The following is a 15,695-nucleotide window of genomic DNA, read 5'->3' as shown; positions in this document are numbered from 1 at the left end:
GTCCCGACCCCAGCCCTAGTCCTGGCCCCAGCACTGGTCCCGACCCCAGCCCTAGTCCTGGCCCTGGTCCCGGCCTCAGCCCTGGCCTTGGTCCTGTTCCTGGGCGGAACGGGGAGCGCGCAGGGGGGGAGAGGACAGAGGGAGAGGAAGAAGGGAGGCGTCAGGTGGGAGGGAGGGGTGTCAGGCGGGAGACGAGGACTACCGGGATGGGGTGAGTGAGGTGGGGTGAGCCGGGGGAGGTGAGTGGGCGGGGAGAGGGCTTGTCGGTTTTCCGCTGCACAGGGGGGCGGGAATTGTGGGGTGGGAGGGTTTTTGGGCAGTGTGATTGGGGATGGGTGGAGTTCCGCTGCGGGGTTGCCGGGACTGAGGCGAATGGGCCATCAGGGAAATTCATCGGTGGGTTTGTCAGCACCGTGAACGAGGGACAGCGGGGCGACAGGAAAAGGGTGGGGGTGGTGTGAGAAAAGTTCGGGAAAGTTGGCTGTGCGACGTGGGGGCGGTGGGGAGCGCGAGAGGTGGGGGCGGGTCAGGGTGGGTTGTCGCCGTTCACCATGACCAGGCCGGGGGCGTCGTTCCAGCCCAGGGCGGTGATCGCCCAGCGGTGGTGGGGGGCCAGGTCCAGGACCAGGGTGAGGTCGCGGTCGGCTAGTTCGCCGGCTGTTCGGACCAGGGTGCGCACTACCTCTGCCTGCAAGAACGCCACGCCGCGCAGGGATACCCGGACGTCTCCGCCTGCCGGTTCCGCGGTTCTGAGGAGGACGGTCAGCTCGTCCAGGTGGTGGTCCTCGACCTCGCCCTCCAGCAGGATCCGGGGAGGGTCGATCTCACGAGTGATGACCACCGGGGCTCCTCGTCCCACCGCGAACGGCAAGCGGACCGGCGTTCGCCGGTCTGGTGCGGGGCAACTGCGCGACAACGCGGTTGACCCTACGCCATTCACAACACCTATTCCAAAGAAATCACCAAATCCGGCACGAAGTGGAATAGAACCGGGGCCCGGACCCGATTTAGGCGGTTCCGGGCCCGTCCAGGGTCACCTCAGGTGTTCTGCGGGAACCCCAGGTTCACCCCTCCGTGGGATGGGTCGAGCCATCGGCCGGTGACGACCTTCGTCCTGGTGTGGAAGTGCACGCCCTCCGGGCCGTAGGCGTGCGAGTCGCCGAACAGGGAGTCCTTCCAGCCGCCGAACGAGTAGTGGGCGACGGGCACCGGGATGGGCACGTTCACGCCGACCATGCCGACCTCCACCTCGTGCTGGAAGCGCCTGGCCGCGCCGCCGTCGTTGGTGAAGATCGCGGCGCCGTTGCCGTAAGGGTTGGCGTTGACCAGGTCCAGGGCCTCGTCGTAGCCGGTCGCGCGTAGCACCGACAGCACCGGGCCGAACACCTCGTCCCGGTACACCGCCATGTCCACGCCCACCCGGTCGAACAGGGTCGGGCCCAGCCAGAAGCCCTCGGGGGAGCCGTCGATCGCGTGGTCCCGGCCGTCCACGACCAGGTCGGCCCCGTCGGCGACGCCGCTGTCCAGGTAGGACGTGACGCGGTCGCGGTGCGCGGCGGTGATCAGCGGGCCCATGTCGCAGCCCGCGCGGCGGCCGTCGCCGACCTTCAGCGCGGCGATGCGCTCGGCGATCTTGGCCACCAGGGCGTCGCCCACCGGGTCGACGGCGACGACCGCGGAGATCGCCATGCAGCGCTCCCCCGCCGAGCCGAAGCCCGCCGAGACCGCGGCGTCCGCCGCCAGGTCGAGGTCGGCGTCGGGGAGGACGACCATGTGGTTCTTGGCGCCGCCGAGCGCCTGGACGCGCTTGCCGCGCGCGGTCGCGGTCTCGTAGACGTAGCGCGCCACCGGGGTGGAGCCGACGAAGGACACGGCTTTCACGTCCGGGTGGACGAGGAGGCGGTCGACGGCCTCCTTGTCGCCGTGGACCACGTTCAGGACCCCGTCGGGCAGCCCTGCCTCGGCGAACAGCTCGGCGAGGAACACCGACGCGGACGGGTCCTTCTCGCTGGGCTTGAGCACGACCGCGTTGCCGCAGGCGATCGCGGTCGGCACGAACCACAGCGGCACCATGGCCGGGAAGTTGAACGGTGACACGACCGCGACCACGCCGAGCGGCTGCTGGATCGAGTAGACGTCGACGCGGCTGGACGCGTTCTCGCTGAAGCCGCCCTTGAGCAGGTGGGGGATGCCGCAGGCGAACTCGACGTTCTCCAGCGCCCGCTGCACCTCCCCCGCCGCGTCGGCGAGGACCTTGCCGTGCTCGGCGGTGATGATCGCGGCCAGCTCGCCCTTGCGGGCGTGCAGCAGCTCGCGGAACGCGAACATCACCGAGGACCGCTGCGCCAGCGACGAGTCCCGCCACCGGGTGAACGCCTCCCCCGCGACCTCGACCGCCCGGTCGACCACCTCGACCGGGGCCAGGTCCACGGTGGACGCGACCTGCCCGGTCGCCGGGTCGTGCACCTCGCCGGTGCGGGAGGCGCCGCCGGTCCACGGCTTGCCGCCGATCCAGTGCGTGATCCGCTTCGCGGTGACCCGGTCGGCGGTGACCCGGTCGGCGGCCCCGTCGCCGCCCTCGGAGATCAGGCTCATCGGGCCGACACCTCCGCGATCGCGTCCCGCAGCACCACGAGCGCCTCCTCCACCTCGTCGGCGGTCACCGACAGCGGCGGGGCGAGGCGGATGACGTTGCCGTGCAGCCCGCCCTTGCCGACCAGCAGCCCGCGCTCGCGCGTCGCCTCCAGCACGGCCACCGCCGCCGCAGGGTCGGGCGCGCGGTCCTCGCCGACCAGCTCCAGGCCGACCATGAGGCCCTTGCCGCGCACGTCCCCGAGCAGCGGGTGGTCGGCGGCGACGTCGCGCAGCCCGGAGATCAGCCGGGCGCCGAGCTTGGCCGCGTTGGACTGGAGGTCGTGGCCGAGCAGGTAGTCCAGCGTCGCCAGGGCGCCCGCCGTGGACACCGGGTTGCCGCCGAACGTGGAGATCGAGTTGGCGGTCAGGCCGTCCACGACGTCGCCGCGCGCGACCACGCCGCCGATGGCGAGCCCGTTGCCGAGCCCCTTGGCGAAGGTCATCGCGTCGGGGGTGACGCCGTGCGCGCCGATGCCCCAGAAGTGCTCGCCGGTGCGCCCCCAGCCGGTCTGGACCTCGTCCGAGATCAGCAGGATGCCGTGCTCGTCCAGGACCTCCTTGAACGCGGCGAACAGCCCGTCCGGCGGCAGGGTGAACCCGCCGACGCCCTGGATCGGTTCGACGATCATGCACGCGACGTCGCCGGAGGTGGCGGTGTTCAGCACGTCCCGCAGGTCGGCGACGCAGGCGGCGACGTAGTCGGCGTCGGACAAGTCGCGGAACGGGCTGCGGTAGCGGTAGCCGCCGTGCACCCAGGCGACCTTGAGCGGGCTGAGCGCGGTCGGCGACCAGGCGCGCAGGCCCGTGACGCCGGTCGCCGCGAAGCCCCGGCCGTGGTACGAGTTGCGCAGGGCGAGGACCTGGTCGCTGCGGCGGTGCCCGCAGGCCAGCATGAGCGCGGTCTCGTTGGCCTCGGTGCCGGAGTTGGTGAAGAACACCTTGGCGTCCGGGATGCCGGACAGCCCGGCGATCCGCTCGGCCAGCTCCACCTGCGAGCGGATCAGGTACAGGGTGGAGCTGTGCAGCACGCCGGTGTCGATCTGGGACCGGATGGCGTCGCTGATCTCGGCGATGTCGTAGCCGACGCCGTTGGTGAGGATGCCCGCGAAGAAGTCGAGGTAGGTGCGGCCCTCTCCGTCGGTGACGTGCCTGCCGCTGCCCCTCGTGATCTCGATCGGGTGGTCGTAGTACAGGGCCATCCAGTCCGGCAGGACCGCCCGGTGCCTGGCCAGCAGCTCGTCGTGCGCCATCCGCGCCTCCCGCTGTTCGCGCTCTCCCGAATCTCCCCCGCAGTCTCACGGGGCGCGGCGGCCCACCGCCATGCACAACCTGTACCGCTTTCCGGGAGTGGCGATTACGTTGTGTGCATGTACCCGACCGTGGCGGAGGCGTTATCCCTGTCCGTGGTGCGACAGGGTCAGCCCAGGGTGGTCGCGGGCGCGGAGGGGCTGGGGCGGTCGGTGCGCTGGGTGCACGTGGCCGAGGTCGCCGACATCGCGCCGCTGCTGCGCGGCGGTGAGCTGGTGCTGACCAGCGGGATCGCCCTGCCGGAGGAGCCTGAGGCGCTGCGCGAGTACGTGGCGGGGCTGGCCGGGGTGGGGGCGACCGGGCTGGTCGTGGAGCTGGTGCGGCGGTGGCGGGGCGGGGTGCCGGGGGCGCTGGTCGCGGCGGCGCAGGAGCACGGGCTGCCGCTGGTCACGCTGTCGGTGGAGGTGCGGTTCGTCGCGGTCACCGAGGCGGTGGTGTCGCTGATCGTGGACGCGCAGCTCGCCGAGCTGCGGGCCGCCGAGCAGGTGCACGAGGCGTTCACGGCGCTGACCGTGGCGGGCGCGGAACCGGCCGAGGTGCTGCGGGAGGTGGCGCGCACGTCGGGGCTGCCGGTGGTGCTGGAGACGCTGGGGCACGAGGTGCTGGCGTACGACGCGGCCGGGCAGGACCCGGTGGCGCTGCTGGCCGACTGGGGCGCGCGCTCGCGCGAGGTGTCCGGGGCCGGGCGGACCGCCTACCACGCGGGGCCCGGTTGGCTGGTGACCGCGGTGGGGGCGCGCGGGTCGGACTGGGGAAGGCTCGTGCTGGTCAGCGCGGCCGAGCCGCCGCACCGGCACGTGGTGGTCGCGGAGCGGGCGGCGTCCGCGCTGGCCGTGCACCGGCTGGTGGCGCGGGACCGGGAGTCGCTGGAGCGGCAGACGCACCGCACGCTGCTCACCCAGCTGCTGGACCGCCCGCCCGCCGACCTGCCCGCGCGGGCCGCCGCGCTGGGGGTGCCGCTGGAGCGGCGGCAGCTGCTCGGGGTGGCGATCCGGCCGGGCGCGGCGACCACGCCGGGGCAATCGCTGGCCACCCAGGAGGTGCTGCGGGACCTGGCCGAGGCCACGGCGCTGGCGGCCCGGCGGGCGCCGGTGCCCGCGCTGGTCGGGGTGGTGGACGACACGAGCGTGCGGGCGCTGCTGGCGCTGCCGCCGCAGACCCCGGTGGAGGGGGTGCTGCGGCAGTTCGCCCGCGAGGTGCACCGGGCGGCGGCGGCCACGCAGCACGGGCTGCCGGTGGTGGTGGCGGTCGGGACGGTGGTGTGCGGGGTGCCGGAGGTGCGGCGCAGCCTCGGGGAGGCGGCGCACGTGGCGGGGGCGGCGCTGCGGTCGCCGGGGGTGCGGCTGTACCACCGGCTCGACGACGTGCGGTTGCGCGGGCTGCTGCACCTGCTGCGCGAGGACGAGCGGGTGCGGGCGTTCGCCGACCGGGAGCTGGGCGCGCTGCTGGCCCGCGACCGGGCGCACGGGAGCAGGCTGGTGGAGCTGCTGCGGCACCTGTGCGAGCAGGGCGGGAACAAGTCGGCGGCTGCGGCGGCGGCGCACCTGTCGCGGACCGCGTACTACCAGCAGTTGGCGCGGGTGCAGCAGGTGCTCGGGGTGTCGCTGGAGGACCCGGAGTCGTTGCTGTCGCTGCACGTCGCGCTGCTGGTGCGCGAGCTGGACCGCTAGCTAGGACGGGCCTGCGGGGCGGGACGGGGCGGCGTGCTGGTCGACGGCCGGGCGCGCGCCGTCGTGGACCTCGGGGGCGAGGGTGCGCGCGCCGTCGGTGGCCGAGGTGATCCCGGCGATCAGCGGCGCGGCGCCGACGGCGAGCAGGGCGGCGGCGCGGGTCAACCTCGGCACGGCGCGGTTCGGTGGCACGGCGCGTCCTCGTTCACGGAAGTAGGGGGGTTGGGCCTACTGCGTCATCGGCAGCCGCGCGACCGGACCGGACTCGCTGGACCGGGTGATCCTGCGGCCGGGACCGACGGCGCACGGGCGCGGCGCGTGCCGGCGGGACGGGCGCGCGGCAATGGTCAGAGTGTGCGGTGATCACGGGAAACGCGGACACTTCGGCACTGCCGCCGCCGCGCGCCCGGCGCTGAGGATGCCGGGGTGGAATTCGCGCCGAAGCGCCGCTCCCGGCGGCGTTTCACGAGCGTAACAGGGGAGTGACCGTTGGCCCTCGACCCCTCGGCGCAGATCGCGTCCGACCAGGAAGGGCGCGTGGACCTCGTGGACCGCGCCGCCATCGCCGACAGCCCGTACTACAACCCGGAGCTGGCCCCGGTGCCGCTGGAGGGGCGCACCTGGACCACCTACAACTTCTTCGCGCTGTGGATGGGCATGGCGCACAACATCCCCAGCTACACGCTCGCCGCGTCGCTGGTGGCGCTGGGCATGGACTGGGTGCAGGCGCTGCTGACCATCACGCTCGGGAACCTGGTCGTGCTCGCGCCGATGCTGCTCAACAGCCACGCGGGCACCAAGTACGGCATCCCGTTCCCGGTGTTCGCCCGCGCGTTCTACGGGGTGCGCGGGGCGAACCTGGTGGCGCTGCTGCGGGCGTTCGTGGCGTGCGCGTGGTTCGGCATCCAGACCTGGGTGGGCGGCAAGGCGCTGCACGTGATCGTCGGGCGGCTGGCGGGCGAGGCGTGGACCGGCGCGCCGGTGGTGCTGGGCCAGGTGTGGACGCTGTGGCTGTGCTTCCTGGTGTTCTGGGCGGTGCAGATGCTGGTCATCTGGCGGGGCATGGAGGCGATCCGGCGGTTCGAGAACTGGACGGCCCCGCTGGTGTCGGTCGGGTTCCTGGTGCTGCTGGCGTACGTGGCGGTGAAGGCGGGCGGGTTCGGGCCGATCCTGTCCGAGCCGTCGAAGCTGGGCTGGGGACCGGACTTCTGGAAGGTGTTCTTCCCCGCGCTGATGGGGATGATCGCGTTCTGGTCGACGCTGTCGCTGAACATGCCGGACTTCACCCGGTTCGGCGGGAGCCAGCGCAAGCAGGCGCTCGGGCAGGTGCTGGGGCTGCCGACCACGATGACGTTCATCGCGGTGGTGGCGATCCTGACCACCTCGGGCGCGGTCGCCCTGTACGGCGAGGCGATCTGGGACCCGGCGGAGCTGGCGAGCCGGTTCGACAGCACGGCGGTGGTGCTGGTCGCGCTGGTGTCGCTGGTGCTGGCGACGGTGTCGGCGAACCTGGCGGCGAACGTGGTGAGCCCGTCGTACGACTTCTCCAACGCGTTCCCGCGCCGGATCAGCTTCGCGGTGGGCGGGCTGATCACGGGTGTGCTCGGCGTGCTGATCCAGCCGTGGCGGCTGATCTCCGACCCTGGCATCTACATCTTCGCGTGGCTCGGGTTCTACGGCGGGCTGCTGGCGTCGGTGGCCGGGGTGTTCGTCGCCGGGTACTGGGTGCTGGCGCGGACCCGCCTCGAACTGCCCGACCTGTACCTGTCCGGGCGCGGGGCCTACTGGTTCACCGGCGGCTGGAACTGGCGGGCGGTGGCGGCGACCGCGCTCGGGTCGCTGCTGGCCGTCGGCGGCGCCCACGGCGGACCGTTCCCGGCGGACGGGCTCATCCCGCTGCTCAAACCGCTCTACGACTACAACTGGGTCGTCGGCCTGGTGGTCGGCATGGCCGGCTACCTGGTGCTGGCGCCACGGAAGGAGCAGGCGTGAACGACGTCGTCCGCGCGGCACTGGTCCAGCGGAAGTGGACCGGGTCCAAGGAGAGCATGGTGGCGAGCGCCGTGGAGGCGATCGCGTCGGCGGCCTCGCAGGGGGCGCGGGTGGTGTGCCTGCAGGAGCTGTTCTACGGGCCGTACTTCTGCCAGGTGCAGGACCCGGAGTTCTACTCCTACACCGAGGGCGTCCCGGACGGGGAGACCACCGAGCTGATGCGGGAGGTCGCGGCGCGGCACGGGGTGGTGCTGGTCGTGCCGGTGTACGAGCAGGAGCAGCCCGGCGTGTACTACAACACCGCCGCGGTGATCGACGCGGACGGCACGTACCTGGGCAAGCACCGCAAGAACCACATCCCGCAGGTGAAGGGGTTCTGGGAGAAGTTCTACTTCCGGCCCGGCAACCTGGGCTACCCGGTGTTCGACACGGCGGTGGGCCGGATCGGCGTGTACATCTGCTACGAGCGGCACTTCCCCGAGGGCTGGCGGGCGCTGGGGCTGGCGGGCGCCCGGATCGTGTTCAACCCGTCCGCGACCAGCCGGGGCCTGTCGCAGTACCTGTGGCGGCTGGAGCAGCCCGCGGCGGCGGTGGCGAACGAGTACTTCGTCGGCGCGATCAACCGGGTCGGCGTGGAACCGCTGGGGGACAACGACTTCTACGGGCAGTCGTACTTCGCGGACCCGCGCGGGCAGCTGATCGGCGAGGCGGCCTCGGACACCGAGGACGAGGTCGTGGTGCGGGACCTGGACATGGGGCTGCTGGCCGAGGTGCGGGACCTGTGGGCGTTCTACCGGGACCGCAGGCCGGACACCTACGAGGGGCTGGTGACGCCGTGAGGACGCTGATCAGCGGCGGGCTGGTGGTGAACGCGGCCGGGTCGGTGCGGGCGGACGTGCTGGTGGAGGGCGAGAAGGTCGCGGCGCTGCTCGCTCCGGGGCTGGAGCTGGCGCCGGACGTGGACGAGCGGGTCGACGCGAGCGGGAAGTACGTGATCCCCGGCGGGGTCGACGCGCACACCCACATGGAGATGCCGTTCGGCGGGACGCGGTCCAGCGACGACTTCACCAGCGGCACGGTCGCGGCGGCGTGGGGCGGGACGACCACGATCATCGACTTCGCCGTGCAGGCCAAGGGGACCTCACTGCTGTCCACTTTGGACAAGTGGCACGCCAAGGCGGACGGCAAGTGCGCGGTGGATTACGGGTTCCACATGATCGTGTCGGACGTGGACGACTCCTCGCTCAAGGAGATGGGCGCCTGCCTGGACGCGGGCGTGAACTCGTTCAAGGTGTTCATGGCCTACCCCGGCGTCTTCTACGCCACCGACGGGGAGATCCTGCGCGCGATGCAGCGGGCGCGCGAGATCGGCGGCACGGTCATGGTGCACGCCGAGAACGGCATCGCGATCGACGAGCTGGTCGCCCAGGCGCTCGCCGAGGGGCGCACCGACCCGGTGCAGCACGGGCTCACCCGGCCGCCGGAGCTGGAGGGCGAGGCGACCTCGCGGGCCATCGCGCTGGCGAAGGTCACCGGGGCGCCGCTCTACGTCGTGCACCTGTCGGCGGCGCAGGCGCTCGACGCGGTCACCGAGGCGCGGGACACCGGGCAGAACGTGTTCGCCGAGACCTGCCCGCAGTACCTCTACCTGTCGCTGGAGGACCTGGCGCGCCCCGGTTTCGAGGGCGCGAAGTACGTGGCCTCCCCGCCGCTGCGGCCGGTCGAGCACCAGGCGCGGCTGTGGCGGGGGCTGCGCACCAACGACCTGTCGGTGGTCTCGACCGACCACTGCCCGTTCTGCTTCGCCGACCAGAAGGTGCTGGGGCGGGGCGACTTCTCCAAGATCCCCAACGGGGTGCCGGGCGTGGAGCACCGGATCGACCTGCTGCACCAGGGTGTCGTGCGCGGCGAGATCGGGCTGGAGCGGTGGGTGGAGATCTGCTCGACCACCCCGGCCCGGATGTTCGGGCTGCACCCGCGCAAGGGCGTCGTCGCGCCGGGGGCCGACGCGGACCTCGTCGTGTACGACCCGGCCGCGAGGCAGACCATCTCGGCGGCCACGCACCACATGAACGTGGACTACTCGGCGTTCGAGGGGTTCGAGCTGACCGGGCGGGTCGAGGTGGTGCTCTCGCGCGGGCGGGTCGTGGTGGACCGGAGCGGGTTCCGGGGGTCGGCCGGGCACGGGCGGTTCCTGGCCCGCGAGCTGAACCAGTACCTGGTGTGAGGGGATGAGCGTGGACTTCGGCGTGGTGCTCCAGACCGACCCGCCCGCGCGGGCCGTCGTGGAGTCGATGAGGGCGGCGGAGGGCTCGGGGTTCGGCTACGGCTGGACGTTCGACTCGGTCGTGCTGTGGCAGGAGCCGTTCGTCGTGTACTCGCAGGTCCTGGCGGCGACGAAGGACCTCGTGGTGGGGCCGATGGTGACCAACCCGACCACCCGCGACTGGTCGGTGACGGCCTCGCTGTTCGCGACGCTGAACGACATGTTCGGCAACCGGACGGTGTGCGGGATCGGGCGCGGGGACTCGGCGCTGCGGGTGCTCGGGCGGGAGCCCGCGACGCTCGCGGAGCTGAGGTCGGCGATGCGGGTGATCAAGGACCTGGCGGAGGGGCGCGAGGCGTCGCCGCACGGCGTCCCGGTGCGCATCCCGTGGGTGCGGGACGGGAAGCTGGAGGTGTGGATGGCGGCCTACGGGCCGAAGGCGCTCAAGCTGGTCGGCGAGCAGGCGGACGGGTTCATCCTGCAGACGGCCGACCCGGACATCGCGCGGTGGACCATCGGGGCGGTGCGCGAGGCCGCCGCCGGGGTCGGGCGGGACCCGGCGTCGGTGGCGGTGTGCGTGGCGGCGCCCGCGTACGTCGGGGCGGACCTGCCGCACCAGCGCGACCAGCTGCGGTGGTTCGGCGGGATGGTCGGGAACCACGTTGCGGACCTGGTGGCGCGGTACGGGGACTCCGGGGCGGTGCCCCGCGCGCTGACCGACTACATCGCCGGGCGGGAGGGGTACGACTACGCGCACCACGGGCGGGCCGGGAACCGGTCGGCGGACTTCGTGCCCGACTCCATCGTGGACCGGTTCTGCCTGGTCGGTCCGGCGGCGGCGCACGTGGAGCGGTTGCGGGAGCTGGCGGAGCTGGGCGTGGACCAGTTCGCGCTGTACCTGATGCACGACGAGAAGGACAAGACGATGGCGGCCTACGGGGCCGAGGTGATCCCGAACGTGTGACCGGTGGTCGCTGGCGGCGGGGAATTGTCGGACCCCGCCGCTAGCTTTCCCGGCATGGGCGAGAACGGGACTTGGGAACTGCTGGAACGGGTCTGGGCGGGGGCCGCGCCGGAGGCGCTGGCGGCTCGGGAGGCGCTGCTGACCGGCGGCGGGGACCGGGTGGAGGCCGCGGCGGTGCTGGAGGCGCACCTGCCGGGGTTCCTGGCGCGGCTGCGGGAGGCGTGCGAGGGGGCGTCGAGCGCGGAGCTGGTGGCGCACGACGCGGTCGTGGAGCGGGCGCTGTGGGAGCTGGACCGGGAGGACGTGCACGCGGTCCTGGACGGGTCGGACGACGGGTTCCTGTACGCGCGGGGGTTCGTGGTGGCGCTGGGGCGGCGGTACTGGGAGGCGGTGCTGGCCGACCCGGAGGTGGGCGTGGAGGACGCCGAGTGCGAGCGGATGTGCTACTTCTTCACGCACCTGCACGACGAGAAGTTCGGCGAGTGGCCGCCCCGGACGGGGATCTCGCGGGAGACGGGGTCGAACCCGGCGGGGTGGGCCTAGTCGGCGGGGGCGGGCTCCCGACCGGCACGCGGGCTCGGCGGTGGTTCGCGGTGGCGGTTCGCAGCGGTGGTTCGCGGTGGCGGTGATCGTTTGCGCTGATCACGGACCGCTTGGATCACCCGCGCGACTCACCCGGCGGTGCTACCGTCGGAAGGGTGATCGACTTCGAGAAGGCGTCCGTGTTCAAGCTCGCGCCGTGCGCTCCGGAGGACATCGCTCCACAGGTGTCCCCGATCATGGTGCGCGGCGAGCAGATCGTCTCGTGCTTCAAGACCGTGCGGGACTTCGTCGTGTTCACCGACAAGCGGGTCATCGCGGTGAACGTCCAGGGCATGACCGGGCGGAAGAAGGACTTCACCTCGCTGCCCTACAGCCGGGTCCAGGCGTTCTCCATCGAGACCGCCGGGACGTTCGACCTCGACGCCGAGCTGGACCTGTGGTTCAGCGGGCTGGGCAAGGTCCGGTTGGAGTTCAAGGGGCACGCCGACGTGCGGTTGCTCGCGCAGGTCATCGGCACGTACGTGCTGGGCTGAGCGGGCCCGCGCCCGGCGGGTGCGGCTGACCGGGTGCGGCTGGACCGGCGGCGCCGGTGCCGACCGGTCTACTGGATCGGCCGCGTCGTCCCGTCCCACTCCCCCGCCGCCGCTCCCGGCAGCAGCTCGCCCAACTGCCGGGGGTACACCAACTCGTCCGTGCCGGTCAGCTCCTCGACCGTCCACCACCGATGCCGGGTGATCGTGTCGCGCTCGTACTCCTGGAAGCCCGACACGTCGACCGCGCGCCCGCCGTCGACCCGCGCGACGAAGAACCACTCCTCCGCCGCCGTGCGCACCCCGCCGAAGTCCAGCACCTTCCGCCGCACCCACACCGGTCCGACCAGCGCCTCCGGGTCCAGCTCGAACCCGGTCTCCTCGCGCGCCTCCCGCACCGCCGCCGCCCGCAGGTCCTCGCCGCGCTCGACCGCGCCGCCGACGGTGAACCAGAACAGCTCCCCCGGCTCGCTCGGGTCGAAGCCCTCGAACAGCAGCAGCCGCCCGCGCTCGTCGAGCAGCAGCACCCGCGCGGCCACCCGCTTGCGCGGGGCGCCGGGCTCGGCCTCCGGCTCCGGTTCGGCGATCTCGAAGTAGCCGGGCGTCGGCGCGGTGCCCGCCAGGTGCAGCCAGCGCACCGACCGCCGCCTGCGCAGCGCGAGCGTGTCCCGGACGGCGTCGTTGTGCACCCGCCGGGCCAGCACGACCCGCTGCTCGGCGTCCACCAGCTCGGCCGCCAGCGCGGACGGCAGGCCGTCCCGGTCCAGCCCGGCCAGCAGCGGGGCCAGCTCGTTCTCCACGGCCTCGCGCTCGCCCTTGGCGGCCACCTCGGCGCGGTCCGCGGCAGCCCGCAGCTCCTTCGACCCGCTCACCGCCGCCACCACCCGCGCCACCACGGCCCGGCGCGCGAGCGCGGCGTCCAAAGCCGCCCAGGCGGCGTCGGTGCGCACGTGCAGCCGGTCCAGCCGGTTCGCGGTGGCCAGCGCCCACGGTCCGAGCACGGCGACGGTGCCGAGCAGCACGGCCAGCGCCGTGACCAGCGAGGACAGCGTCACCGCCCGGCCTCCGCGACCCGTCTCGGGTTGGCGGCCACGGCGCTCTCGTACACCCGCAGCACCTGCGCTGCCACGACCGACCAGTCGAACGTCTGCACCCGCGCCCGCCCGGCCGCCGCGTACTCGGCGCGCCGCTCCGGGTCGGCGAGCAGGTCGCGCAGCGCCCCGCGCAGCGCCACCGCGTCGCCCACCGGGGTGAGCACGCCCGCCGCGCCGTCGTCCAGCACCCGGCGGAAGGCGTCCAGGTCGCTCGCCGCGACCACCGCGCCCGCCGACATCGCCTCGGTCAGGATGATCCCGAAGCTCTCGCCGCCGGTGTTCGGCGCGCAGTAGACGTCGACGCTGCGCAGCGCACGCGCCTTCGTCTCGTCGTCGACCATGCCGAGGAAGTCGATCCGGTCGGCCAGCTCCGGCCCGGCCTGGGCCCGCAGCGCCGCCTCGTCGCCCCGGCCGACCACGAGCAGCCGCACGTCCGGCAGGTCCAGCCCGCGCACCGCCTCCAGCAGCACCGGCATCCCCTTGCGGGGCTCGCTGTAGCGGCCGACGAACCCGATCGTGCCGCCGGGTCGCGGGTAGCCGTCGAGCGGGGTCGCGTCGGCGAAGAAGTCCACGTCGACGCCGTTCGGGATCTCCACCGCGTCGCCGCCCAGGTGCTCGACCTGCACCCGCCTGGCCAGCGCGGACACCGCGATCCGGGCGGTGATCTTCTCCAGGAACGGCTGGAGCACCCCCTGGAACGCGGACAGCATCTTGGAGCGGGGCGTGGAGGTGTGGAAGGTCGCCACGATCGGCCCGTCCGCGACCATCAGCGCCAGCATGGCCAGCGACGGCGCGGTGGGCTCGTGCAAATGCAGCACGTCGAAGTCGTGCTCGGCGATCCACCGCCGCACCCGCGCGTACGACACCGGCCCGAACGACAGCCGCGCCACCGACCCGTTGTAGGGGATGCCGACGGCCCGCCCGGCCGGGGTGACGAACTCCGGCAGCGGCGTGTCGTCGTCGGCGGGCGCGAGCACGTCGACCTCGTGGCCGAGCCCGCGCAGCGCCCTGGCCAGGTCGACCACGTGCGCCTGCACGCCGCCGGGCACGTCGAACGAGTACGGGCAGACGATGCCGACCCTCACGCGCTCTCCCCGCGCCGCTCCAGGACCCGGCGCAGCGCCCGCTGCCTGCTCTCCGGCAGGTCCTCGATCCACAGCTTCTGCAGCATGTGCCAGTCGGTGGGGTGGGCGGCGATGTCGGCGGCGAACACGTCGGCCAGCGCCTGCGTGGCGGACGGCACCCCGGACGGGCCGGAGACGCGCACCGGCGGGTGGACGCGGACCACCCAGCCGTCCTCGGTGAACCACGAGCCGGTGGGCAGCAGCGCGGCCCCGGTGGTGGCGGCCAGGGTGGCGGGTCCGGCGGGCATCATGGTCCGGCGGCCGAAGAACGTGACCGGGACGCCACCGGCGGTGAGGTCGCGGTCGGCCAGGAGCACGACCACCTTGTTCTCGCGCAGCCGCTCGGCCAGCACGACGGCCGGGTTGCGCTCGCCGCCGGTCAGCGGCAGCACCTCGAAGCCCAGGCTCTCCCGGAACTCGACGAACCGCCGGTAGACCGACTCGGGCTTGAGCCGCTCGACGACCGTGGTCAGCGAGCCCGCGTGCCCCACGAGCCACACACCGCCCATGTCGTAGTTGCCGCTGTGCGGCACGGCCAGGACGGCGCCCCGGCCCTCGGCGAGCGCGGCGTCCAGGTTCTCGGCGCCGGTGACGTTGCGTGCCACGTTCCGGTAGGTGGCGTCGAGGTCGGCCGACGGGAGCCGGAACGACTCGCGCCAGTACCGGGCGTAGGAGCGCATGGCCAGCCTGACCAGCTCGTCCAGCTCGGCCTCGCCCGCGCGCGGCACCACCCGGCGCAGGTTGGCGCGCAGCTGCGCCACGCCCTCGCCGCCCCGGCCGGTGACCCAGTCGGCGGCCCGGTCGAACAGGACCTTGGCCAGGCCCTCCGGCATCAGCCTGACCAGTCGCCAGCCAGCGGCGTAGCCGAGGTCGGCCAGCTTGTCCTTCACCGGGTCCCCTCTTCGGACGTCCCCGGCGCGGGCCGCGCCGGGTCCAGCTCACGGGCCGAGCGGGCGGCGGACAGCAACCGCTGCACGACGGTGGCCACCACCAGCGCGAGCAGCGCGTACATCGCGACGGGTAGGACGTACGGCACGCCCAGCCCGTGCAGGCCGACGCCGGTCAGGGCGATGATGCACCGCTCGGCGCGCTCGGCGAGCCCGCCGTCGGCGCTGAGCCCGCTGGCCTCGGCGCGGGCCTTCACGTAGGAGATGACCTGCGCGCCGACCAGGCAGGCGAGCGCGGCGACCGCGACGGCCCGCTCACCGGCGGTGAAGGCCCACCAGGCGATGGCGGCGAACAGCGCGCCGTCCGTGATCCGGTCGCAGGTGGCGTCGAGCACCGCCCCGAAGGGCGTGCCGCCGCCCTGGGCTCGGGCCATCGAGCCGTCGATCAGGTCGAACAGCACGAACAGGGCCATGACGACCGCCCCCGCGAACAGGTGCCCTGCGGGGATGAGCCAGAGGGCCGACGCGGTGGAGCCGACGGCGCCCACGACGGTGACGGCGTTCGGGGTGAGGCCGCGCTTGAGCAGCCACGCCCCCACGGGGTCGGAGAGGCGGGACACGGAAGCACGGGCGAAGAAGTTCAGCATGGGCTGGCGGCTGCACCTACCGGCGGGGAGGACGTG

At 73.2% G+C, this 15,695-nt stretch carries 15 protein-coding genes; 7 read left to right on the top strand and 8 right to left on the bottom strand.

Features of this window, described 5'->3' with window-relative positions; translation table 11 throughout:
* Positions 1-526: 526 nt before the first annotated feature.
* The 3 genes from CNX65_RS10730 to CNX65_RS10720 form a co-directional block, all read right to left on the bottom strand.
* Positions 527-841, bottom strand: coding sequence for a hypothetical protein (locus CNX65_RS10730; protein WP_096492643.1), 315 nt, complete (start codon positions 839-841; stop codon positions 527-529).
* A 197-nt stretch (positions 842-1,038) separates the two neighbouring features.
* Complete coding sequence (locus CNX65_RS10725; RefSeq protein WP_096492642.1) at positions 1,039-2,595, bottom strand: CoA-acylating methylmalonate-semialdehyde dehydrogenase; 1,557 nt, start codon at positions 2,593-2,595, stop codon at positions 1,039-1,041.
* A complete protein-coding gene (locus CNX65_RS10720; RefSeq protein WP_096492641.1) occupies positions 2,592-3,884 on the bottom strand; it encodes an aspartate aminotransferase family protein in 1,293 nt (430 codons plus the stop codon). Before CNX65_RS10720 ends, CNX65_RS10725 begins: the two co-directional genes overlap by 4 nt.
* Positions 3,885-4,001: 117 nt before the next feature.
* Between CNX65_RS10720 and CNX65_RS10715 the strand changes: the two genes are divergently transcribed.
* The gene (locus CNX65_RS10715) at positions 4,002-5,612 is read left to right on the top strand and encodes a PucR family transcriptional regulator (RefSeq protein ID WP_096492640.1); all 1,611 of its coding nucleotides are present in this window, start codon (positions 4,002-4,004) and stop codon (positions 5,610-5,612) included.
* Here CNX65_RS10715 and CNX65_RS10710 read toward each other — a convergent pair whose 3' ends face one another.
* Positions 5,613-5,804 carry a hypothetical protein gene (locus CNX65_RS10710; protein ID WP_096492639.1) on the bottom strand — a complete coding sequence of 64 codons (192 nt, stop codon included), beginning with the start codon at positions 5,802-5,804 and terminating at the stop codon, positions 5,613-5,615. It abuts the gene before it with no gap.
* A gap of 297 nt (positions 5,805-6,101) precedes the next feature.
* Here CNX65_RS10710 and CNX65_RS10705 point away from each other — a divergent pair, with 297 nt between their 5' ends.
* The 6 genes from CNX65_RS10705 to CNX65_RS10680 all read left to right on the top strand — a co-directional run bounded on the left by CNX65_RS10705 (position 6,102) and on the right by CNX65_RS10680 (position 11,910).
* Complete coding sequence (locus CNX65_RS10705; RefSeq protein ID WP_096492638.1) at positions 6,102-7,604, top strand: NCS1 family nucleobase:cation symporter-1; 1,503 nt, start codon at positions 6,102-6,104, stop codon at positions 7,602-7,604.
* On the top strand, positions 7,601-8,443 hold the full coding sequence (locus tag CNX65_RS10700; protein WP_096492637.1) for a nitrilase-related carbon-nitrogen hydrolase: 843 nt from the start codon (positions 7,601-7,603) through the stop codon (positions 8,441-8,443). Before CNX65_RS10705 ends, CNX65_RS10700 begins: the two co-directional genes overlap by 4 nt.
* Positions 8,440-9,831: a dihydropyrimidinase gene (gene hydA / locus CNX65_RS10695; RefSeq protein ID WP_096492636.1), complete on the top strand. Its 1,392-nt coding sequence runs from the start codon at positions 8,440-8,442 to the stop codon at positions 9,829-9,831. Before CNX65_RS10700 ends, hydA begins: the two co-directional genes overlap by 4 nt.
* Positions 9,832-9,841: 10 nt before the next feature.
* Complete coding sequence (locus CNX65_RS10690; protein ID WP_096497721.1) at positions 9,842-10,834, top strand: TIGR03842 family LLM class F420-dependent oxidoreductase; 993 nt, start codon at positions 9,842-9,844, stop codon at positions 10,832-10,834.
* A gap of 54 nt (positions 10,835-10,888) precedes the next feature.
* Positions 10,889-11,377 carry a DUF4240 domain-containing protein gene (locus CNX65_RS10685; protein ID WP_096492635.1) on the top strand — a complete coding sequence of 163 codons (489 nt, stop codon included), beginning with the start codon at positions 10,889-10,891 and terminating at the stop codon, positions 11,375-11,377.
* A gap of 155 nt (positions 11,378-11,532) precedes the next feature.
* The gene (locus CNX65_RS10680; RefSeq protein ID WP_096492634.1) at positions 11,533-11,910 is read left to right on the top strand and encodes a PH domain-containing protein; all 378 of its coding nucleotides are present in this window, start codon (positions 11,533-11,535) and stop codon (positions 11,908-11,910) included.
* A 68-nt stretch (positions 11,911-11,978) separates the two neighbouring features.
* Here the strand turns inward: CNX65_RS10680 and CNX65_RS10675 are convergent, their stop codons facing one another.
* Genes CNX65_RS10675 through pgsA form a run of 4 tightly spaced genes read right to left on the bottom strand, consistent with a single transcriptional unit; the run spans position 11,979 to position 15,659 of the window.
* Complete coding sequence (locus CNX65_RS10675) at positions 11,979-12,962, bottom strand: NUDIX hydrolase (protein WP_096492633.1); 984 nt, start codon at positions 12,960-12,962, stop codon at positions 11,979-11,981.
* Positions 12,959-14,086: a glycosyltransferase family 4 protein gene (locus tag CNX65_RS10670; protein ID WP_096492632.1), complete on the bottom strand. Its 1,128-nt coding sequence runs from the start codon at positions 14,084-14,086 to the stop codon at positions 12,959-12,961. The genes CNX65_RS10675 and CNX65_RS10670 overlap by 4 nt, the downstream gene beginning before the upstream one ends.
* Positions 14,083-15,015, bottom strand: a complete 933-nt coding sequence (locus CNX65_RS10665) for a phosphatidylinositol mannoside acyltransferase (protein ID WP_096492631.1) — start codon at positions 15,013-15,015, stop codon at positions 14,083-14,085. Before CNX65_RS10665 ends, CNX65_RS10670 begins: the two co-directional genes overlap by 4 nt.
* Positions 15,012-15,659, bottom strand: a complete 648-nt coding sequence (gene pgsA / locus CNX65_RS10660; RefSeq protein ID WP_096492630.1) for a phosphatidylinositol phosphate synthase — start codon at positions 15,657-15,659, stop codon at positions 15,012-15,014. The genes CNX65_RS10665 and pgsA overlap by 4 nt, the downstream gene beginning before the upstream one ends.
* Between the last annotated feature and the right edge of the window lie 36 nt (positions 15,660-15,695).

Source organism: Actinosynnema pretiosum, assembly GCF_002354875.1.
Classification (GTDB): domain Bacteria; phylum Actinomycetota; class Actinomycetes; order Mycobacteriales; family Pseudonocardiaceae; genus Actinosynnema; species Actinosynnema auranticum.
This window is presented reverse-complemented; position numbering and strand designations above follow the sequence as displayed.

Bases quoted from the DNA above. Each gene is read 5' to 3' on its own strand.
- CNX65_RS10715 (WP_096492640.1), top strand. From the start codon at position 4,002: ATGTACCCGACCGTGGCGGAGGCGTTATCCCTGTCCGTGGTGCGACAG.
- CNX65_RS10725 (WP_096492642.1), bottom strand. From the start codon at position 2,595: ATGAGCCTGATCTCCGAGGGCGGCGACGGGGCCGCCGACCGGGTCACC.
- pgsA (WP_096492630.1), bottom strand. From the start codon at position 15,659: ATGCTGAACTTCTTCGCCCGTGCTTCCGTGTCCCGCCTCTCCGACCCC.
- CNX65_RS10720 (WP_096492641.1), bottom strand. From the start codon at position 3,884: ATGGCGCACGACGAGCTGCTGGCCAGGCACCGGGCGGTCCTGCCGGAC.
- CNX65_RS10685 (WP_096492635.1), top strand. From the start codon at position 10,889: ATGGGCGAGAACGGGACTTGGGAACTGCTGGAACGGGTCTGGGCGGGG.